The 20531-nt window shown below is 55.8% G+C and carries 17 protein-coding genes; 6 read left to right on the top strand and 11 right to left on the bottom strand.

The window, feature by feature from the left end:
- Window positions 1-45 precede the first annotated feature (45 nt).
- Window positions 46-753: a transcriptional repressor LexA gene (gene lexA / locus AC2T28_RS06340; RefSeq protein ID WP_486748136.1), complete on the top strand. Its 708-nt coding sequence runs from the start codon at window positions 46-48 to the stop codon at window positions 751-753.
- Between the two features lie 28 nt (window positions 754-781).
- Here the strand turns inward: lexA and AC2T28_RS06335 are convergent, their stop codons facing one another.
- Window positions 782-2794, bottom strand: coding sequence for a ComEC/Rec2 family competence protein (locus AC2T28_RS06335; protein WP_486748135.1), 2013 nt, complete (start codon window positions 2792-2794; stop codon window positions 782-784).
- Window positions 2795-2872: 78 nt separating this feature from the next.
- On the opposite strand from AC2T28_RS06335, the gene gltX reads away from it, so the two are divergent.
- The 4 genes from gltX (at window position 2873) to AC2T28_RS06315 (ending at window position 8010) form a co-directional block, all read left to right on the top strand.
- Window positions 2873-4273 carry a glutamate--tRNA ligase gene (gene gltX, locus AC2T28_RS06330; RefSeq protein ID WP_486748134.1) on the top strand — a complete coding sequence of 467 codons (1401 nt, stop codon included), beginning with the start codon at window positions 2873-2875 and terminating at the stop codon, window positions 4271-4273.
- A gap of 116 nt (window positions 4274-4389) precedes the next feature.
- Entirely contained in the window at window positions 4390-5685 is a 1296-nt protein-coding gene (gene gltA, locus AC2T28_RS06325) for a citrate synthase (RefSeq protein WP_486748133.1), read from the top strand.
- A 222-nt stretch (window positions 5686-5907) separates the two neighbouring features.
- Entirely contained in the window at window positions 5908-7125 is a 1218-nt protein-coding gene (locus AC2T28_RS06320) for a calcium-binding protein (RefSeq protein WP_486748132.1), read from the top strand.
- Window positions 7126-7209: 84 nt separating this feature from the next.
- Window positions 7210-8010 (top strand): calcium-binding protein, encoded by an 801-nt coding sequence (locus tag AC2T28_RS06315; RefSeq protein WP_486748131.1) that lies wholly within the window; start codon window positions 7210-7212, stop codon window positions 8008-8010.
- Between the two features lie 52 nt (window positions 8011-8062).
- On the opposite strand, the gene AC2T28_RS06310 is transcribed toward AC2T28_RS06315, so the two are convergent.
- The 10 genes from AC2T28_RS06310 to AC2T28_RS06265 form a co-directional block, all read right to left on the bottom strand.
- Window positions 8063-8839, bottom strand: coding sequence for an enoyl-CoA hydratase-related protein (locus AC2T28_RS06310; RefSeq protein ID WP_486748130.1), 777 nt, complete (start codon window positions 8837-8839; stop codon window positions 8063-8065).
- 37 nt (window positions 8840-8876) lie between these two features.
- Window positions 8877-9425, bottom strand: a complete 549-nt coding sequence (locus AC2T28_RS06305; RefSeq protein WP_486748129.1) for a DUF2087 domain-containing protein — start codon at window positions 9423-9425, stop codon at window positions 8877-8879.
- Window positions 9426-9595: 170 nt separating this feature from the next.
- Window positions 9596-10066 (bottom strand): cytochrome c-type biogenesis protein, encoded by a 471-nt coding sequence (locus AC2T28_RS06300; protein ID WP_486748128.1) that lies wholly within the window; start codon window positions 10064-10066, stop codon window positions 9596-9598.
- Window positions 10066-12030 (bottom strand): heme lyase CcmF/NrfE family subunit, encoded by a 1965-nt coding sequence (locus tag AC2T28_RS06295; RefSeq protein ID WP_486748127.1) that lies wholly within the window; start codon window positions 12028-12030, stop codon window positions 10066-10068. The genes AC2T28_RS06300 and AC2T28_RS06295 overlap by 1 nt, the downstream gene beginning before the upstream one ends.
- Before the next feature lie 57 nt (window positions 12031-12087).
- On the bottom strand, window positions 12088-12669 hold the full coding sequence (locus tag AC2T28_RS06290) for a holin family protein (protein WP_486748126.1): 582 nt from the start codon (window positions 12667-12669) through the stop codon (window positions 12088-12090).
- Window positions 12660-13271, bottom strand: a complete 612-nt coding sequence (locus AC2T28_RS06285) for a holin-associated N-acetylmuramidase (RefSeq protein WP_486748125.1) — start codon at window positions 13269-13271, stop codon at window positions 12660-12662. Before AC2T28_RS06285 ends, AC2T28_RS06290 begins: the two co-directional genes overlap by 10 nt.
- A 141-nt stretch (window positions 13272-13412) precedes the next feature.
- Window positions 13413-13856 carry a cytochrome c maturation protein CcmE gene (gene ccmE / locus AC2T28_RS06280; protein WP_486748124.1) on the bottom strand — a complete coding sequence of 148 codons (444 nt, stop codon included), beginning with the start codon at window positions 13854-13856 and terminating at the stop codon, window positions 13413-13415.
- A 7-nt stretch (window positions 13857-13863) separates the two neighbouring features.
- Window positions 13864-14892: an N-acetyl-gamma-glutamyl-phosphate reductase gene (gene argC / locus AC2T28_RS06275; protein ID WP_486748123.1), complete on the bottom strand. Its 1029-nt coding sequence runs from the start codon at window positions 14890-14892 to the stop codon at window positions 13864-13866.
- Window positions 14893-14981: 89 nt separating this feature from the next.
- Complete coding sequence (gene murI, locus AC2T28_RS06270) at window positions 14982-15791, bottom strand: glutamate racemase (RefSeq protein WP_486748122.1); 810 nt, start codon at window positions 15789-15791, stop codon at window positions 14982-14984.
- Between the two features lie 221 nt (window positions 15792-16012).
- Window positions 16013-19432, bottom strand: coding sequence for an indolepyruvate ferredoxin oxidoreductase family protein (locus tag AC2T28_RS06265; protein WP_486748121.1), 3420 nt, complete (start codon window positions 19430-19432; stop codon window positions 16013-16015).
- 168 nt (window positions 19433-19600) lie between these two features.
- Between AC2T28_RS06265 and AC2T28_RS06260 the strand changes: the two genes are divergently transcribed.
- Window positions 19601-20506 carry a LysR family transcriptional regulator gene (locus tag AC2T28_RS06260; RefSeq protein ID WP_486748120.1) on the top strand — a complete coding sequence of 302 codons (906 nt, stop codon included), beginning with the start codon at window positions 19601-19603 and terminating at the stop codon, window positions 20504-20506.
- Window positions 20507-20531 lie beyond the last annotated feature (25 nt).

The raw sequence follows: 20531 nt of genomic DNA, 5'->3' as shown, positions 1-20531 counted from the left end.
CATGCGTAGAACAAAAGAAAACACGAGGCTGCGGAGGGAACAACCATGCTGACCAAGAAGCAACTGGACTTGTTGGAGTTTATTCACAAACGCCTGCAAAAGGACGGTGTGCCCCCGAGTTTTGACGAAATGAAGGAAGCCTTGGACCTGCGGTCCAAATCCGGCATCCACCGTTTGATTACCGCCTTGGAAGAGCGCGGCTTTATCCGTCGTCTGGCGCACCGGGCCCGCGCCATTGAAATCATCCGCCTGCCCGAGTCGCTGGGCGGTAGCAGCTCACCTGTTGGATTTTCCCCCCGCGTCATTCAAGGCGGCCATCCATCCGCCGCGCCTAGTGCGCCTGCCAATATCGAACCCTCGCGTCTGTCGGCAGTTGAATTGCCGGTAATGGGTCGCATCGCAGCCGGTGTTCCGATTGAGGCAATCAGCCAAGTTTCGCATCAGGTTGCGGTGCCAAATTCGATGCTGTCGACCAATGGCCAGCACTACGCACTTGAAGTACGTGGCGATTCCATGATCGAGGCGGGTATCAACGACGGCGATGTGGTTGTGATCCGCGAAACCAAAGTGGCCGACAATGGTGATATTGTTGTTGCCCTGGTCGAAGGCCACGAAGCCACATTGAAGCGGTTCCACCGTCAGGGCGGATCTATCGCTTTGGAAGCTGCAAACCCAGCCTATGAAACCCGTGTTTACCCAGAAAACATGGTCAAGGTTCAGGGGCGGCTTGTTGGATTGATCCGCACCTACTAACCATATGGTCTAGTAAAGCTGCAACCGCTCAGCGGGTGGTTGCAGTTGTCCACAACCGGCGCCCGGCCAGTTGTTGAGCACTTATCAAATCACCATTATTGTTGATCATTAAACTACCCAGAGAGCGGAGCTGTTTTGGGTCGAACAACAGACAGTCCCCTGGCAAGGTTTTGTCCGCAGTGGTCACCACAATCTGTCCCTCTAGACATTCGGTGTGTCGCTCTACTGCACGCTTTCCAATCACGTGCACCACCTCTGCCTGGCCAATCCAGATCCGTTTTTCAGGGCCGATCCATCGTTCGGCGGCCAGCGCCTGATCCACGCTATCCCCATCATTTTCCAGCCAAATACGCGCTGAGAATCCAGCCCCTTTGGATTTTGTCAGGGCGCGCCCGGTGTCCATCATGGCGCCAACAAGTGCACCGTCTGAGGATACCAGCACTGCTGGGCGTTCAGCTTGTGTCCACAGGTAGGCCCCGATCAGCATGGGGAACAGGCCCGCCAGCCGGAGCCTTCCTTGCCACAGGATCATAAGTAAACTGCCCAAAGCGACAAGCGGAAGGACGGCGCTGCCCGGTGCAATCACCCTGCCCTGCGCGCCATCCAGGGCGCTGACCCAATGGGCGATGAACAGGATCCAATCCAATCCCCAGCCCATTAATGTCAAGCCAATGTTCTCTAGCCCAAACGGGTACAAACAGAGTGCCAGAACCGCAGATGGGATAATCAGAATTCCCATCACCGGCACCGACAGTAAATTGGCCAAAAGCCCATAGTGCGACACCATGTTGAAATGTGCCGCCCCAAACGGAGCTGTTGCCAGGCCTGCAACCACGGATGAAATGACAAGTGCCACAACGCCTTTGGCCCAGCTCGGACCAACTGAAATACCAGTATCTCGGATCCAGCCAAACACCGCGACCAGTGCCGTTGTCGCCGCAAAACTCATTTGGAACCCGGGGCTTAACAGGCTTTCGGGTCGTCTGATCAAAACGATTAGCGCCGCCAGAGCCACTGCACGCAATGAAAAGGCACGGCGGTCCAAAATAACGGCGGTTAAAACCACAGCGGCCATGACAAAGGCCCGCTCGGTGGCCACATTGCCGCCTGACAGCGCCAGATAACCTGTAGCGATGCAGAGCGCACCCGCTGCCGCTATTTTCTTGATCGGCAGACGCAGGGCCACCCAGGGCCAAAGACAAAGCAGGAACCGCAACGCTGCAAAGACAAACCCTGTGAGTAGACCCATGTGGAGCCCCGAAATTGCCAAGAGATGCGCCAGGTTGCTGCCTCTGAGGGCGATTAGGGTATCTTGGCCAACGCCACTGCGGTCTCCGGTTGTGATCGCGGCGGCAAAACCGCCGGTCTCTCCGCCCAGTTTTTTCTGAATGAGAGCAGAGACCTGCCCGCGCAGCTGCTGCAACCAAAGATCCCCGGTCGGCTGCGCTGACATCAACACAGGCACCCGCGTGTAGCCCACCCCGCCAAGGCTCTGAAACCAGGCGTGGCGTCGAAAATCAAAGCCCCCCGGTTCAACGGGCCCTTGCGGGGGCATCAGGTGGCCCGTTGTCATGACTTGGGCCCCTGCTTGGGGGATTTCGGTTGTGTTATTGACAGATACCCTGACACGCAGAGACATTTTACTGGGGCGCACATCCCGCAGCCGCACTTGATCAAGGGTCAACCTGATCCTGTCACTGGCAGAGCGATCAATGGCAATCACCCGCCCTTCGATTGGACCATAGTATCGAAAGCTCAATACATTAGCGCCGACGTTATGGGCGCGATATCCAGCCAGGCAAAAGCCAAAGATAGTGAGGCTTGACGCCCAGAAAAGCGCAGTTCCGCGATCTTTTGAAATCAAACCAGCCAGCACCAGCAAAGCAGCTAGTGCGGACAGAATAACATAGGCTTTGAGTTCTGGTTCATTGAGCAGCGCAAAGTATATCCCAACCCCTGTGGCTAAGAACACAGGTGTCCAGGGAAACAGATGCCCCCGTTGCGCCAGCAACAGGGCGTTTAGGGCCGTCAGTGCTCGCATCTTGCTCCTCGCCGTTAGGCTCGGTAGACAGGCGTCAAAACTACTTCCACAAAAGTTTCCAAAAGGTAAATGGCCCACATGTCCAAACCGGTCGTCACCCGTTTCGCCCCTTCGCCCACCGGCTTTCTGCATATCGGTGGCGCCCGCACCGCGCTGTTCAACTGGCTTCATGCCCGTGGCCGCGGCGGTAAATTCCTGCTGCGGATCGAAGACACTGACCGCGAGCGGTCTACACCCGAGGCCACCGCCGCTATCTTGCAAGGCATGGAGTGGCTGGGGCTGGACCATGATGGCGAGGTCATCAGCCAGTTTGAAGGCGCCAAACGCCACGCCGAAGTTGCGCATCAGCTGCTGGCCGAGGGCAAGGCCTACAAGTGCTATGCCACCCAGGATGAAATTGCTGCGTTCCGCGAGCAGGCCAAGGCCGAGGGGAAATCGACGCTATATCGCTCGCCATGGCGCGACGCGGACGCGGACAGCCACCCAGATGCGCCCTTTGTAATCCGTATCAAAGCGCCGCAGAGCGGCGTTACCACTATCAAGGATCAGGTGCAGGGCGATGTGACCATCCGTAATGACCAGCTGGATGACATGATCTTGCTGCGCTCGGACGGCACCCCTGTTTATATGCTGGCCGTTGTGGTGGATGATCACGACATGGGTGTGACCCATGTGATCCGTGGCGACGACCACCTGAACAACGCTGCACGCCAGATGACCATCTATGAAGCGATGGGCTGGGATGTTCCGGTTTGGGCCCATATCCCATTGATTCACGGGCCAGATGGCAAAAAGCTGTCTAAACGTCACGGCGCGCTGGGGGCACAGGAATATCAAGTGATGGGCTACCCGGCGGCAGGTATGCGCAACTATCTGGCGCGACTGGGCTGGAGCCACGGTGACGACGAGTTCTTCACCGATGCGCAAGCGCTCGAGTGGTTTGACCTGAATGGAATTGGCAAAAGTCCGGCCCGTTTTGATGTCAAAAAGCTTGAAAATCTCTGTGGTCAGCACATCGCTGTTAGCGATGACGCTGCATTGCGGCAGGAAATTCAGGCCTATTTGGCAGCATCCGAGCTGTCAGCGCTAACTGACGCCCAGTCAGCCAATCTTGAAAAGGCAATGTATTGCCTTAAAGAACGCGCCAAGAAGTTCCCGGATCTCCTTGAAAAGGCTGAATTTGCGCTAGCCTCACGTCCAATAAAGCCGGATGAGAAGGCCGCCAAAGCGCTGAACTCAGTATTCATACGTATACTGAGAGAATTGACGCCGCAGTTGCAAAATGTTAGCTGGTCGCGAGACGATCTGGAGACGCTTCTGAATAATTTGGCAGAAGCCCATGACACCAAGTTCGGTAAGCTGGCTGCCCCCCTGCGTGCGGCACTTGCTGGACGCGCGGTGACACCTTCAGTTTTTGACATGATGTTGATTCTGGGCCGCGAAGAAACAATGGCCCGTCTCACTGACGCCGCAGGTTGAACGGAAACACTGTTCCGACCTGTTTCAAGACATAACGCCTGCGATCAAACAGCAGGACGTGCCCCGTGTGGAGCGTGGCCCTGTGCCACCTCCATGCCTAACAGGAAGGGATATCCATGACCGATACCAAGAAATCCGCCACGCTCAGCCTAGATGGCAAAGACTATGAGCTGCCGATCTTTTCTCCAACTGCTGGGCCTGATGTTCTTGATATCCGCAAACTCTACGGTCAGGCGGGTGTTTTCACCTATGATCCGGGTTTCACCTCGACTGCAAGCTGCGACAGCACCATTACCTTTATCGATGGCGACAAGGGCGAGCTGCTGCACCGTGGCTATCCCATCGACCAGCTGGCACAGAAATCGCATTACCTAGAGGTTTGCTATCTGCTGCTCTACGGTGAGCTGCCAACCGCTGCGCAACTGGAAGATTTTGAAGCCCGTGTGACCCGTCACACCATGGTGCACGAACAGATGCACAACTTCTTCCGTGGCTTCCGTCGTGATGCGCACCCAATGGCAACCCTGGTGGGTGTAGTTGGTGCCATGTCGGCTTTCTACCATGACTCCACAGATATCTCGGATCCTTGGCAGCGTGAAGTTGCGTCGATCCGTCTGATCGCCAAGCTGCCAACCATCGCTGCGATGGCCTATAAGTATTCGATCGGTCAGCCGTTTGTGTATCCACGCAACGATCTGGATTACGCCGCCAACTTCTTGCACATGTGTTTCTCGGTTCCAGCTGAGCAATATGAGGTTAACCCGATCCTGAGCCGTGCAATGGACCGGATCTTTACCCTGCATGCTGACCACGAGCAAAACGCATCAACTTCGACCGTGCGTCTGGCGTCCTCGTCCGGTGCAAACCCGTTTGCCTGTGTTGCGGCTGGTATTGCCTGTCTCTGGGGCCCCGCCCACGGTGGCGCCAACCAGGCGTGTTTGGAAATGCTCAAGGAAATTGGCACTGTAGACCGCATTCCTGAGTACATCGCGCGCGCCAAGGATAAGAATGATCCGTTCCGTCTGATGGGCTTTGGCCACCGGGTTTACAAAAACACCGACCCTCGTGCCACAGTGCTGAAGCAATCCGCTGACGAAGTTCTGGAACTGCTGGGTGTCGAAGACAACCCACTGCTGCAGGTTGCCAAAGAGCTGGAACAAACTGCTCTGAACGATCCTTACTTCATCGAGAAGAAGCTGTTCCCGAACGTGGACTTCTATTCAGGTATCATTCTTGAGGCGATGGGTTTCCCAACTTCGATGTTCACGCCGATCTTTACTCTGGCACGGACAGTTGGCTGGGTGTCGCAGTGGAAAGAAATGATTGCAGATCCACAGAACAAGATTGGTCGCCCACGCCAATTGTATCTGGGTGAAACAGAGCGAGATTACACCGATATCGAGAATCGGTAATCGTTTCACTCTCCCTCAAGGTGGAGTAAGATTAATGAAACGCCCTGGATTTACTGATCCAGGGCGTTTTGTCGTACAATCCCACCACCTATCCTTCATTGAACACCAATTGGAAATAGTTAACCTCATTCAATTGACGCGCCTCTAAAAGAGACCTTAATATATCTCAAAACTGCTATTAATATTAATCACTTTTGAGAAAGAGATATTGTTATGCTTTGGATGACATTGTTGAGCCTAGGGCTGTTGGCCGGAGTTGCTACTGTATCCGACGACGATGATGATACGTCTGAACCCACCCCGCTTGAGCCAACCGACGAGTTTGAGGGAACAGCAGGGAACGATCTCATAAATGGCACCTCCTCTTCGGAAACGCTGTTGGGACAGGGTGGCAACGACGCACTAAACGGTGAAGGCGGCGACGATCGGCTTTTTGGCGACGGTGGCGATGATACCCTGGACGGCGGAGAGGGTTTGGACCGGGTTTTTGGCGGCAACGGCAATGACGAGCTGGACGGTGGCGCCGGTAACGACCGAGTCTTTGGCGGTGATGGTGACGACAACGCAAGTGGTGGCGCTGGCAACGACAGCGTTTATGGCGGTGCAGGCGCAGATACTGTGTTGGGCCAAGATGGCGACGATTTGCTGCGCGGTGGTGGCGATGATGATCGCGTCTTTGGCGACAATGGTAACGACACCGTAACCGGTGACTCGGGCAACGATTCCGTTTTTGGCGGCAATGGCAATGACCAGGTCGATGGTGCTGTTGGGGATGACTTGGTTGCCGGCGGCAACGGAGATGATGTCGTCTCAGGCGGAGAAGGCAATGATACGGTTCTAGGAAATGACGGCGACGATGTCGTGCTTGGCCGGTCCGGCGATGACCTGCTGCGGGGCGGACACGGCAATGACGTCCTAATTGACGGCGATGGCACCGACACGCTGCTGGGTGATCTGGGCAATGATGTCATTATCGCCAGTGGATTTATGAACGAAGAAGCCGCTCAGGAGCTGTTCCAGAACCCTGATCCTGAACTCAGCACAGCCGAGCTGATTAGCAGACTGGAGCTAAATTACGCCGAAGATACAGACACCAACGGCGACCTGGTGCGCGGTGGCTACGGAAGTGACACAATATTTGGCGGCATCGGAGACACCATTGAAGGCGGCGCTGGCGCAGACACATTTGTCACAGGCCAATGGCTTGAAGGCGAAGAGGCTATCGTGATTACAGATTTCGGCACAGGCCAAGATGTCCTGCTGTATGGCTATGATGACACCCAGCCCGAACCCGAGCTGACCATAGTCGCGCAACCAAATGCGGACGGCGGTAGTGATGCTGTGGTGATGGCGGATGGTGTCGAAGTCATTCGACTGGTGAACATGGGCGACACATTTGATGTCAGCCAAGACATCGCTTTGATGCCCAGTAACGCCTAAGCAAACTGTTCGATGGGATTGTTCAAGACTGAACGTCTCATCGCACACCATTGAATTAAACCTGAAAGATATTCTCTCATGATAATGCTCACATTGCTTGGGCTAGGCTTGGCTGTTGGCCTTGCCAGTATGGCTTTGGACGACGACGATTCCGGCCAAGAAACAACCAGATGGGACGACACAGAAAACCAGGACGTTGTTGAGGGCAACAGCGGCGACAATTCCCTTTTTGGGCGCGATGGCGATGACCTGATGGGTGGTGGCGCGGGTGATGACCGGATATTTGGTGGCGAGGATGACGACGTCATTCTTGGCGAACAGGGCGACGATCTGGAACGTGGAGGTCATGGCGACGATCTTATTATTGACGGTCAAGGCTCCGATGATCTTCGTGGTGATGCCGGTAATGACACCATTATTGCCAGCGGCTTTCAAAATAATGCGGCGACCTTTGAGACCTTTCTCAACACTCCAGTGAATGCGACAGAAACTCAGATCATTGAAATGATGCAGGTCGACTATGGGCAAGACACCGACACTGAAGGAGACAGTGTCAGCGGCGGCAACGGCAACGATCTGCTGATTGTTGGCATCAATGATACCGTGTCATCCGGTGAGGGGTACGACGAAATCGTAATTGGTGATTGGGTCGAAGGATCGGATCCGGTGACAATTACTGATTTCAGCCGTCTCGAGGATATGCTGGTCTACAGCTATGATCCGTCTGATCCAGAGCCTGAGTTAACACTTGAAGAGACCCAAGACAGATATGGAGACCCGGATGACCTGCTGCTCTATGCAAATGGTCAGTTGGTTGCTGAGTTCCCAGGTGGCGCCGGATATTTCACCTTGGACAATATTGTTCTTACAACCAGACCGTCCTAAGCTGGCTCGCTAAGTTCAGTAGCCCATTCAGTGATGGGCTACTGAATCCTTATTAGCGCCCTTCGAACCGAGCTGGGCGTTTTTCCATAAAGGCTGTCACACCTTCCAAGAAGTCACGTGATTTACCGCATTCGCCCTGCAAATGTGCCTCGACCGACAGCTGTTCCGGCAGGCTGTTGCCATAGCTGGCCCGGATCGACTGTTTGATCGCACCAAAAGCCATGGTCGGCCCCTTCGCCAAATACGTGGCGCGTTGGCGCCAGGTATCGGCAAACTCATCATCTGGAACAGCTTCCCAGATCATGCCCCAGTCGCTGGCCTGCTTGGCCGAGATTTTGTCGGCAAACAACGCCGCCCCCATAGCTTTGGCCAGGCCCATCTGACGTGGCAAGAACCAGGTTCCGCCGGCGTCGGGCATCAGGCCAATACGCGAGAACGCCTGCATAAAGTAAGCACTCTCGGTGGCAATCACCACATCGGCTGCCAGCGCAAGATTGGCCCCTGCCCCGGCCACCGGACCATTCACAGCCGAAATGGTTGGCACCGGGCAGTCATAGACGGCCTCTAGCATTGGGGTGTATTCATCCCGCAGGGTACGCTCTAGGTCCAGCTCCCCGGTGCTATTGGCATCGCTCAGGTCTTGGCCCGAACAGAACGCCTTGCCCTCACCGGTCAAAACAACGGCGCGCGCTTCGGCACCGGCGCGGCGCATGGCGTGGGTGATCTCGGCCCGCATCTGACTGGTCAGCGCATTCATCTTCTCGGGGCGGTTCAATGTCACCACTGCCAGCCCATCGGCCAGCAGATAATTGATTTCTTTGTAGTCCATCACTCGGCCTCACCTTATCCGTTGCTTGCATGCTGACTTAGGTAGCCGGACGTGAAAAGGCAAACGCCACGTCAGGTAAAGGTTCCTTTTGTCGCTCGCGAAGCGCAGAAATCAGCGCGCGGGCGTCAACGGGGACCGGTTGCTCGACCCGCTGATAGCGGGAACCGTCGATATTGCGGGACAAAAGCTTGTTTTCCACTAGCGAGCGGCGGATCTGGGCAGCGTCTGAGAGCGCCGTGAGCTCATCGATCACGCTGCTGACCTCGCGTTCATTCATGGTTGTTTTAGAGGGGATCAGCGCCCAAACCGCCCACAGGCACAGGTTCTGCATTCTGGTTTTACCCGGCCAGTTGTTAAACCGCCCCTTGGCATCGAAATTTCGAAGGGCTCGGTCCAGCTTGCGTTGGTCCACCTGTGGTTCGGGCGTGTTTGTGGCACGCAGATGCTGGAAATTCTTGAAACCAGAGGCCTGCGCCACAAGGTTCAGCATTTCCAGATGGCTGGGGGGATTGGGCAGCGTGGCGCGAAGGGTTTTGGTAAAGTGTGAAACGTCAGCAATTGACAGCTGAATTACATCCCGGGTCATATCAGTCTCCCATGGATACCGCAGCCCCAGTGGGGATGTGGATGCCCGCCCTTGTCCAGTGGTATCCTGAGTGAAGGATCCGGAGTGTTGAAAAGCAGGTTTAGCGCATGGCGGAGCCTGGGTGAACTGCTGACCAAGCGCACCCTAGCAACCCAGGGTGCGCTTGGCAATTAGTCATCCAACAGCTCCTGAAGCCGCTTTTGTTCGGCTTCACTCAGGCCGGTGTCATTACGTCTGGGCGCATTCGACCGCCCGCGCAAATAGGCCCAAGCCATGATCAGGGCCAGTAACAACATGCCCGGGCCAGCAGCCCAAAGCATCCAATTGGCCCCGGTTACGGTTGGGCGCAGCAGCACATATTCACCAAAGCGATCAACGATGAAATCCATCGCTTCGGTATCGCTGTCACCTGCCACCAGCCGCTCGCGCAGCAAGATGCGCAGGTCACGCGCCAGCTCGGCGTTGCTTTCATCAATGCTCTCGTTGCGACAGACCAGACAGCGTAGATCCTTGGACAGCTCGCGGGCGCGGGTTTCCAGAGCCGGATCATCCAAAACCTCATCCGGTTCGACAGCCCAGGCCGTTGTTACCAAGGACACCGCGACCAACGTCGCGGCGACCCATTTTTTCAATACACCCATCATTCTGCGGCAACCCCCTTCATGCCGGTTTTACGGGCACCTGCGGCAACGCGGTAACGACGATCTGTCAGCGACAGCAAACCACCAAAGGCCATCAACAGACAGCCGCCCCAGATCCAATTGGCCAGAGGTTTGATATAGGTGCGGACAATCCAGCCCCCATCGTTTTGCTGATCGCCAATTACCACATACAGATCCCGGAGGAATCTGAAATCGATCGCCGCCTCGGTGGTTGGCATTTTCGCCACCGGATACTCGCGTTTCTCCGGAGACATCATGGCAACCAGTTTGCCAGCCTTGGTGACACGTATCTGGGCTGTTGTGGCGTAATAGTTCGGCCCGCGATTGCGAGAGACGCCCTCAAGCGTCAGAGTATAGGCTCCGACCTCGAAAGGTTTGTCCATATAGGCAACGCGAATGTCCTCTTCCTCCCAGGCTGTCAGACCTGCAATGGCAAAGAAGGTGATGCCAAGACCCGCATGGGCCAGCGCTTTGCCCCAGTCGGCACGCGGCAGGCGCATTAGCCGCGCAACGCGTCCCGAACGGCCAGTACGCGACCACAGGTCCACAATGGCTCCAAACACCATCCACGAGCCCAGGAACAGTCCAATTGGCCCCAACGCTGATCTACCGGTTTGCATGGCCCAGGCTGCAGCGCCCAGCACAACTGCCAGACCAAAAACATAGCGCAGCGACCAAGCCGTGCGGCCCAGCTTGCCGCGTTTCCACGGCAGCATTGATCCAATCGGCAGGAACAGACCCAGCAACACCATGAACGGGGTGTAGGCCGAGTTGAAGAAAGGAGGACCAACACTCAGTTTGCGATCAAAGAACATCTCGGCGATGATCGGCCACATGGTGCCAAAGAACACCACAAAGCAGCTGACGGCCAGCAATACGTTATTCACAACCAGCGCGCTTTCGCGGCTAACCATGCCAAACACGCCCTTTGCCTCCATCGCCTGTGCACGGGCGGCAAACAGGGTCAAAGCGCCGCCAGTGAACAGCGCAAGGATATACAGAATGAACATCCCGCGCACCGGATCATTGGCAAAGGCATGAACCGAGGTTAGCAGGCCGGACCGCACGATAAACGTCCCGATCAGTGAGAAACTAAACGCCAGGATCGCCAACAGAATGGTCCAGCTTTTCAAGGCTTCGCGTTTTTCTACCACAATAGCGCTATGCAGCAAGGCTGTGGCCAAGATCCAGGGCATAAAGGATGCGTTTTCAACCGGATCCCAGAACCAGAAACCACCCCAACCGAGTTCATAGTAAGCCCACCAGCTTCCCAGAGCGATGCCGATGGTCAGAAAGATCCACGCGGCAAGCGTCCATGGCCGCACCCACCGTCCCCAGGCTGCATCAATGCGCCCTTCGATCAGGGCTGCAATGGCAAAGGAGAAGGTCATGGAGAGCCCGACATAGCCGAGATACAGGAACGGCGGGTGAAAGGCCAAACCGGGGTCTTGCAGCAGCGGGTTCAGATCCTGCCCGTCAAACGGTGGTACCGCCAAACGGACAAACGGGTTTGAGGTGAACAAGATGAAGGCAAAGAACGCCACCCCAATCGAAGCCTGCACCGCCAAAACACGGGCCCTGAGCGAAGCGGGCAAACCGCCGCCAAACACCGAAGCCAGCGCGCCAAACAGGGTCACAATAAGCACCCAGAGCAGCATCGAGCCCTCGTGGTTACCCCATGTGCCGCTGATTTTATACAGCATTGGCTTGGCAGAGTGGCTGTTTTGCACAACCAGTTTCAGCGAAAAGTCCGAGGTGACAAAAGCCCAAGTCAGGGCTCCGAAAGAGAAAGCTGTGAACAGAAACTGCGCTTGCGCTGCAGGTTCTGCAACCGCCATCCATCCTGGCCATCGTTTATGGGCCCCAATCAGGGGCACCACCATCTGAACGATAGCAATCATAAAGGCGAGGATAAGGGCGAAGTGACCGAGTTCTGTAATCATATCGACTGTATAGGCCCATCGGTGCGGCGGGCCAATGGCATTTGCCGCGCCACTCGGTCACAGCTTGGTGCGTTGTGCCTGCCAATGTTGCAAGGCCTGGTTTGCCTCGGGCCTGACCACATCAATCTCGTCATTTGCGTCTCCTCTAGTGCCCGCGGCACCGACCGTTTCTGCCCGCAGATCATTCAGGGCAGCAATGTTGCTTGTAACCTGAGGCACAAGCGCCAGACTTTGAGCTAGATCACGTTGCAGACCTTGCGTTTTGGCCTGCTGGCGCGCGCCAAAATAGAACGAGACAATCACCCCCAGAAGCCACCACAACGGCTCGGGCACCAAGGCAATGCCTTGCATCCGGCTGGCAAACCAGACGGGATCCACCATAGCCGATGCCATTAGGCCCAATGTGGCCAGGGCCAGTGCAGGTCGAGGTAGGCGATTCACGCCATCCATGAGCCGATCAAACCAACCGCGCCCCGAAGGCCTGAACTCTGCCTGCAACTGCGCCAATGCCGCCATCTGACTGCTATGCGCCCGATTTGCTCCGGCTTCGGCGTTCTCTCGGAAGACTTCGGCTGTTTCGCGTAACACATTGCGATTGCCACCAAAAATCAGGCTCAACATGTCAGAAATCACCCCCATGATGCCACCCGCGCCTGGAAGGCTTGGTCTGTCAGGTGATATTTCGCTGAGATGAATTCCTCGGCCCGCTTGATCCAGCCGCCTTTGCCCCCTGCCCGCGTGCGCGCATATTTGCGGCTGGCTGCCCGCCTGTCAGCCAGTCGGAAGTAGTAGTTCCGGCGCGCCACGCCGTAGGCATCCCGCAACGCGGTGGCATCCACCTGCGCGGCTTGCTGAGCCGCTGCGGCTGTAATGGGCCCAATCGCCCCGTCTATCGCCAGATCATAGCCCATGTCACAAAGCAGCCGCTGCAGAATTTTGACCGCGTTGCCGCCTGCGTTGACGTACATATCAAACACGCTGGGCTGCAGTTCCACTGGTAGTGTGCCAATCTGCGGTGCAACAAAATAGTGATCGATGAAAATCTCAACCGCTTGCTCGTGGCTCAGCGCCCGAACATCGGCAACATTCACACGTCCATCGCGGGTGACATCCAAGCCAAGGCGCTGCATCGTGCCCAAGGTCACGCCATATTTGGTGGCTCCACCCGGGTCATCCGGGTCATTCACATAACCGCCTTCGCGGGCCACAATAGCTTCGGCAATCTGCTGGACACTCTGCATCACACACTCCTATCGCTCCCGCGCAATAGGTTGCCGTTTAATACTTAACCCCACAAAAGCAGAGCGCGCGCCCTGTTAACCAGACCGCGCGCTTCAACTTGTTTATAATACCGCTGACAAAGGTCACCCAGTCAGATGGCTTTAGCTTTCAGGCTCGACATAGACACCCTGCTCTTTCAGAGCGTCCACTACTTCTTTGGGCATGTAAGTTTCATCATGTTTGGCAAGAATTTCAGAAGCTTCGAAGACACCGTTGACATATTTCCCGGTGCCGACCATGCCCTGATTTTCCTCGAACAAATCTGGCAGCACACCAGAAAATGTCACCGGAATCGAGGCCCCGCCGTCCGTTACTGAGAAGTGGATCACCTCACCCTGACCGCGTTGCAAGCTGCCTTCCTCAACCAAGCCACCAATGCGGAAGGTCTCATCCGGTTTGGGCGGTTCTTCCATCACCTGGCTGGGGGAACGAAAGAAATTGATGCCGTCTTGCAGGCCATAGCCAATCAGGCCGGTGGCAACGATCAGTGCAACGATGGAGACCAGTATTATCTGGACACGACGCCGCTTTTTCAGTGTCTTCATTTCATCCTCATGGGAAAAGTGGAGCCATCATCAGCCCCGTGGTTTCCTCTTCACCTAACATCAGGTTGGCGTTCTGCAAGGCCTGACCGCTGCTACCTTTTGTCAGGTTATCCAGCGCCGCAATGACAATTGTGCGGCCTTCGATCCGGTCTGCTGTCACCCCGATATGGCAGAAGTTCGAGCCGCGCACGTGGTGGGTGCTGGGGGCCTCGCCCATCGGCAGAAGCTCGATGAACGGCTCATTGGCATAGGCAGTGGCAAAAGTATCGTAGATACGCTGTGTATCGCCTTTGACATAAGCCGTAGCCAGGATACCCCGGTTGGCTGGGATCAGATGCGGGGTGAACTGTATATTGACCGGACGCCCGGCAATGGCTGAAAACTCCTGATCAAACTCACCCAGGTGGCGATGGGTGCCGCCAATGGCATAGGCGTTAGCGCCTTCGCTCAGCTCGGCGTGCAGCAAGTTCTCTTTTAGGGACCGACCTGCACCGGATACGGCGCATTTCAGATCCAGAATGATATCGTCCAGATCAATTGCCCCGTCAGCAATCAGCGGGCGCAGGGCAAACTGGCCTGTCGCGGCATTACAGCCGGTTCCGGCCACCAGCCGTGCCGCTGCGATGTCATCGCGGTAAAATTCAGTCAGGCCGTAAACTGCCTCTTTCTGCTGTTCCAGCGCCGTGTGCGGATTGCCGTACCACTTTTCGTAGTCAGCCGGATCACGCAGCCGGAAGTCAGCTGACAGGTCGACGATTTTCAGGGTATCTGGCAGCGCCGAGATCACCTCTTGGCTGGTCTTATGCGGCAGGGCACAGAAACACAAGTCCACCTGCGAGAAATCAATTTCACCTATTTTACAAAGAGTTGGCAGATTTAGGTGACGCAAATGCGGGAACACCTGTGCCATGTTCAGGCCAGCCTTACGCTCGGCAGACAGGGCCACGATTTCAATATTGGGGTGCTGATAGATCAGCCGGACGAGTTCAGCACCAGTATAACCACTGGCGCCCAGAATAGCGATTTTATGGGTCATGTCAGACCTCTTTCTTGGATGTCATCGGACACTGCCGTGGCTGGCAATACCCCTAATAAAACGAAATGAGGGTTACGCCTTGATTTGGATCAGGCGGCGGTAAAGGTGATTTCTCGTCGCAAGAACTGCGTTGCGCGATCACTGACCAAAGCCGGATCTCCGCTGGTCAGGAACCCACCGGTGCCATTGCCCATCATATCGGGGTGACGTTCCAGATAATGGGCCAGACTTTCAGCAACCAGCTCACCTTGGCTGAAAACCTTCACATCTGAGCCCAATGCTTTTTGAAAGCACTTTTCCATCAGTGGATAGTGGGTGCAGCCCAAAATTGCCGCCTGCGGTTCGGGCATTTTGCGTTTCAAAGCATCTACATGACTGCGCACCAGGGCTTCGGCCAGGATCTCATCGCCGTCCTCGATGGCATCCACCACGCCGCCACAGCTTTGGGCTTCGACATCCACGCCAATCGCCCGAAACGCTAGCTCTCGCTGAAACGCCCGGCTGGCCACAGTTGCAGGCGTAGCAAACAGCGCCACGTGTTTCACCTCGACCTCGCGCGGGGGGGAATTATCGCCCCATTCGCGCTCGGTCAGGGCTTCGATCAAGGGTACAAATACACCAAGGACCCGTTTGCCGGGCGGCAGGCCACCTTCTTGCATCCGCCGCAGTGCCGCAGCGCTGGCGGTATTACAGGCCAAAATGACCAGATCGCAACCATGTGCCCACATGGTTTCAACTGCGCGGCGGGTGAGTTGAAACACGTCTTCGGCGTCACGCACTCCATAAGGCGCATGGGCGCTATCGCCGTAGTATAAAAAATCTACGTCGGGCAAACGCTGTTGTGCTGCGTTTAGAACGGTCAGGCCGCCAAGCCCGGAATCAAAGATGCCAACTGCCATAACACTCTCTCAGGTGTGTTTTTTTATAAACTCTGGATCAATATAGGCCCAGAGGGGTGTTGGTGACAGCCCATATGATGATTTGCAGAGAAAATCCATCGCTGCTTTGCCGGGAGCCAGATGAACAACATGACTGTGGCTTCCAAAAACGGCCCGCAACCCACGCTTGTTTTCGACAACTTGGGTATGGCTGGCACATAAAGCGCCAGCCAGAGGGATTGTTATTCAGCCGCTTTGCCCAGCGCGGACCCACCCTGCGACAGTGACACCAGAACCTCGTCGCGGCGCTTGGCGGCTTTCAGTTCTGCCTCGTTTTTGACCGGGCCAAAGCCGCGGATCTGAAGCGGCAGTTCGGCCAAAGCAACCAGGGCATCCATGATGTCTGGGCTGGCTTGTGGCAGCCACTTTTTCATGTCTGCCTCGTATTGCTTGATCAAGGCACGTTCCATTTTGCGGTCGGCGGTGTAGCCAAAGACATCCAATGGCGTACCGCGCAAGGACTTAAACTTAGCGAGCAGACGCAGCATACGAATGAACCCTGGTCCAAATTTGCGTTTCTTTGGGCGACCATTGGCATCTTTACCACCCAAGATTGGTGGTGCCAGATTGAAGGAGAGTTTAAAATCGCCCTCGAATTCAGCGTCGGCCTTGGCCTGACTGTCCAACAGCAGGCGTGCGACTTCGTATTCGTCCTTGTAGGCAAGCAGCTTGTGATAGCCTTTGGCCACAGCCTCTTTCAGACGTTCGTCGCTGATGCCGTCCAGCAGCTTGCCATAACGCTTGGCCAGTCGCGTGCCCTGATAGGCCACCAGCTGTTCCTTGCGATAGGCAATTTTGTCGTCGAGCGATTTTGGAAGGTCCACTACCTTGGGCTGGCAAAGCTTTGCAGCCTCGGCCGAGTGCAACACCGCCCAGCGCCCGATTTCGAAAGCCCGCAGGTTCCGCTCGACAGCGGCACCGTTCATGGTGATTGCCTGTGTTAGAGCGTCGAGACTGAGTGGGATCAAACCGCGCTGCCAGGCGCCGCCAAAGACCATCATGTTGGAGAAAATAGAATCCCCAAGCGTTGCCTTGGCTAGATCCGTGGCATCGAACAGGTCAAGCTGATCCCGAAGTCTTGCCTCGAGCGCCAATTGAAGGCGGTCGGTGGGAATGGAGAAATTGGTGTCACGGGTAAAGTCACCGGTGATGATTTCATGGCTATTGACCACAGCACCGGTGCGTCCTGTAGCGGTCAGACCCAGTGTCTTGGCACCAGCACTTACCACCAGATCTCCACCGATCAAGGCATGCGCCTCACCCGTGGCCACGCGAATGGCGCTGATGTCTTCGGGATTGTTGGCCAGACGGCAGTGGATATGAACCGCGCCGCCCTTTTGCGCCAGACCGGCCATCTCCATCATACCTGCACCTTTGCCATCAATCTGAGCGGCCTGCGCCAACACAGCGCCAAGGGTGACAACGCCGGTCCCACCTACCCCGGTGATGACCACATTATGGGTGCCTTTGATCTCAGGTAGAACCGGGTCTGGCAGGTTCGGTAGGTCCAGCTCAGCAGTAGCGTTCTTGCGTGGCTTACCGCCTTCTACATTCAGGAAAGACGGGCAGAACCCATTCAGGCAGGAAAAGTCTTTGTTGCACGAGGACTGGTCAATCGCGCGTTTGCGGCCCAGTTCGGTTTCGGCCGGGACAATGGACACACAGTTGGATTGCACCCCACAGTCGCCACAGCCTTCACAAACATCCGTATTGATGAACACCCGTTGATCCGGATCGGGGAACAGGCCTCGCTTGCGACGGCGACGTTTTTCGGCGGCACAGGTCTGGATGTAAAGGATGGCAGATACGCCCTCGACCTTTTCAAACTCGCGCTGAACATTCATCAACTCACCCCGTTTATGCATCCGCATGCCCGAGGGGAACTGCTTGGCGTCTACGTCTTCTTTCTCGTCATACACGACGGCCAGGTTCTTGACCCCCATGGCCACAAGCTCACGCGCAATGCGTGGCGCGTCCAGGCCACCCTCGTTCCCCTGCCCGCCGGTCATCGCAACCGCGTCGTTATAGAGGATCTTGTAGGTGATATTGGTGCCTTCGGCCAAAGCGGCACGGATCGCCTGCACACCGGAGTGGTTATAGGTGCCGTCTCCAAGGTTCTGGAACACATGAGCGCGGTTTGAAAACGGGGCCTCGCCGATCCAGTTGGCGCCCTCGCCCCCCATATGGGTGAAGCCGGTAGTTTCGCGATCCATCCACTGCACCATAAAGTGACAGCCGATACCCGCATAGGCACGGGACCCATCGGGCAGCTTGGTCGATGAATTGTGTGGGCAGCCTGAACAGAAGTACGGCAGGCGTGAGGTGATCTCTTCGGCGTTATCGGCGCGGCGCGCTTCGGCAAGGCTTTCAAGGCCTGCCTTGATAGCGTCTGTCTCGCGGCCTTCTTCGATCAGGATATCACCGAGTTTTTCGGCGATCATGATCGGATCAAGCGCAAACTTGGTTGGGAACAGCTCTTCGCGATGCAGGGTGCCTGCGCCCCCCTTGTACCAGCCATAGACACGGCGGCCGCGACGGTCGTCAAAGATAGCCTCTTTGATCTGGATCTCGATCAGTTTGCGCTTTTCCTCAACCACAACAATCAAGTCGAGCCCTTCGGCCCAGTTGTGGAAGCCCTTCATGTCCATCGGGAACACTTGGCCAACTTTGTAGGTTGTGATGCCAAGGCGCTCGGCCATGGCTTCGTCGATGTTGAGTAGTGACATGGCATGGGTCAGGTCCAGCCAGTTCTTACCGGCGGCAACAAAACCGATCTTGGCCCCTGGTTTACCCCAGACGCGTTTGTCCATCTTGTTGGCGTGGCTAAACGCCTCGGCAGCAAAGCGTTTGTAGTCGATAATCCGGTCTTCCTGGCGGAACCGGTCATCATCCAGTCGAATATTCAGCCCGTCGGCGGGCATATCAAAATCAGGTGTGACCAGTTGCATCCGGTTTGGATCAGCATCCACAACCGAGGTGACCTCGATTGTGTCTTTCATCGTCTTCAGGCCGACCCAAAGGCCTGAGAACCGACTGAGCGCATAGCCATACAGGCCATAGTCCAGAATTTCCTGCACGCCAGCTGGGCTGACGATTGGCAGATAGCAATCCAGCAGCGACCATTCGGACTGGTGCAGCACTGTGGAGCTTTCACCAGTGTGATCATCGCCCATGGCCAACAACACACCGCCGTGTTTGGAGCTGCCGGCCATGTTGGCGTGGCGAATGACATCGCCTGAGCGGTCAACGCCCGGACCTTTGCCGTACCACAGACCAAATACCCCATCGTACTTGCCTTCGCCGCGCACCTCGGCTTGCTGGCTGCCCCAGAGCGCGGTTGCGGCCAGATCTTCGTTCAACCCTAGTTGAAACTTCACATCGGCTTCGGTCAGCTGCTTTTCAGCCCGCTGCATCATCATATCAACGGCACCAAGTGGCGAGCCTCGGTAGCCAGTGACCAAACCTGCTGTATTGAGCCCAGCAGCCCTATCACGAGCCTTTTGCATCAGCATCAGGCGAACCAATGCCTGGGTGCCGTTTAGCATGACCGGAGATTTCTCTAGGTCGTATTTGTCATTGAGCGAAATCTTTTGCGTGCTCATCTGGGCCTCCCAACCGTGATTAGCTTGCACTGTTGTCAAACACGTTAGGTCATAAATGCTGACCTGTATAGCCATCTTTTTACGAAACAGGTCACAGAACTACAGTTGAAATTGAAACAAGTGATACAAATCATATAGGTTACAGCCAACAGATCAAAAGAGATGGCCATGGATTGGGACAAGCTTAGAATATTTCACGCGGTTGCTGATGCGGGTAGTCTTACCCATGCAGGCGACAAATTGAACCTGTCGCAGTCTGCCGTTAGTCGACAGATTCGCGCTCTTGAAGAAAGCCTGAGCGCGACGCTGTTTCACCGCCACGCCCGCGGTTTAATTCTGACTGAACAAGGTGAACTGCTGTTTGACGCCACTGCAGCAATGTCAAAACGGCTTGAAACGGCTTCGGCCCGGATCCGCGACAGCGACGAAGAAGTGTTTGGCGAGCTGCGCGTCACCACCACATTTGGTTTTGGCACCCTGTGGCTGGCGCCGCGCTTGACCAAGCTGTACGAACAGTATCCTGACCTGAAAATAGACCTGATGCTGGAAGAGCGGGTGCTTGATCTACCAATGCGTGAAGCTGATGTAGCGATTCGCATGAAAGAGCCAAGTCAGGCAGATTTGATCCGCAAACGGTTGATGACCGTCAAAATGCGGCTTTATGCATCTCGCGCGTATCTGGATCGGCACGGAACTCCGGAACAGCTATCAGACATTTCCCAGCACAGGCTGATCTGCCAAAACCCAAGATCAGCACAAGTTGGTTCTGCCGCGATATTGGTGCAGAAACTTATGACCCATAATCCTTTGTCGTTGCTTACAGTAAACAACTACTATGGAGTTTTGCAGGGCGTGTCGCACGATCTTGGAATCGGTGTATTACCGGACTACGTCACCGAAGATTCTCCGGAGCTAATCCAGATTCTGCACAGCGACCAAGCGGGTGAAGTCCCTGTATACTTGGCTTATCCAGAAGAATTACGTCATTCCCGGCGCATTTCAGCCTTTCGGGATTTTGTCCAAAACGAGATCATCGCACATCGCAAACATCTGAAAGAACTTGGCAAAATATGAGCCATGCAAAAATTGCATAGCGGCA

The sequence above is a fragment of the Parasedimentitalea nitratireducens genome (genome assembly GCF_057444295.1).
The sequence above is the reverse complement of the archived record's forward strand: the minus strand, read 5'-3'. Positions and strand labels throughout refer to the sequence as shown.

Coding starts and splice junctions, on each gene's coding strand:
- AC2T28_RS06290 (WP_486748126.1), bottom strand. CDS start 12,669: ATGGGGGTGATTTCTGACATGTTGAGCCTGATTTTTGGTGGCAATCGC.
- AC2T28_RS06320 (WP_486748132.1), top strand. CDS start 5,908: ATGACATTGTTGAGCCTAGGGCTGTTGGCCGGAGTTGCTACTGTATCC.
- AC2T28_RS06305 (WP_486748129.1), bottom strand. CDS start 9,425: ATGACCCGGGATGTAATTCAGCTGTCAATTGCTGACGTTTCACACTTT.
- murI (WP_486748122.1), bottom strand. CDS start 15,791: ATGGCAGTTGGCATCTTTGATTCCGGGCTTGGCGGCCTGACCGTTCTA.
- AC2T28_RS06295 (WP_486748127.1), bottom strand. CDS start 12,030: ATGATTACAGAACTCGGTCACTTCGCCCTTATCCTCGCCTTTATGATT.
- AC2T28_RS06315 (WP_486748131.1), top strand. CDS start 7,210: ATGCTCACATTGCTTGGGCTAGGCTTGGCTGTTGGCCTTGCCAGTATG.
- AC2T28_RS06265 (WP_486748121.1), bottom strand. CDS start 19,432: ATGAGCACGCAAAAGATTTCGCTCAATGACAAATACGACCTAGAGAAA.
- argC (WP_486748123.1), bottom strand. CDS start 14,892: ATGACCCATAAAATCGCTATTCTGGGCGCCAGTGGTTATACTGGTGCT.
- AC2T28_RS06335 (WP_486748135.1), bottom strand. CDS start 2,794: ATGCGAGCACTGACGGCCCTAAACGCCCTGTTGCTGGCGCAACGGGGG.
- lexA (WP_486748136.1), top strand. CDS start 46: ATGCTGACCAAGAAGCAACTGGACTTGTTGGAGTTTATTCACAAACGC.
- ccmE (WP_486748124.1), bottom strand. CDS start 13,856: ATGAAGACACTGAAAAAGCGGCGTCGTGTCCAGATAATACTGGTCTCC.
- gltA (WP_486748133.1), top strand. CDS start 4,390: ATGACCGATACCAAGAAATCCGCCACGCTCAGCCTAGATGGCAAAGAC.
- gltX (WP_486748134.1), top strand. CDS start 2,873: ATGTCCAAACCGGTCGTCACCCGTTTCGCCCCTTCGCCCACCGGCTTT.
- AC2T28_RS06310 (WP_486748130.1), bottom strand. CDS start 8,839: ATGGACTACAAAGAAATCAATTATCTGCTGGCCGATGGGCTGGCAGTG.
- AC2T28_RS06260 (WP_486748120.1), top strand. CDS start 19,601: ATGGATTGGGACAAGCTTAGAATATTTCACGCGGTTGCTGATGCGGGT.
- AC2T28_RS06285 (WP_486748125.1), bottom strand. CDS start 13,271: ATGCAGAGTGTCCAGCAGATTGCCGAAGCTATTGTGGCCCGCGAAGGC.
- AC2T28_RS06300 (WP_486748128.1), bottom strand. CDS start 10,066: ATGGGTGTATTGAAAAAATGGGTCGCCGCGACGTTGGTCGCGGTGTCC.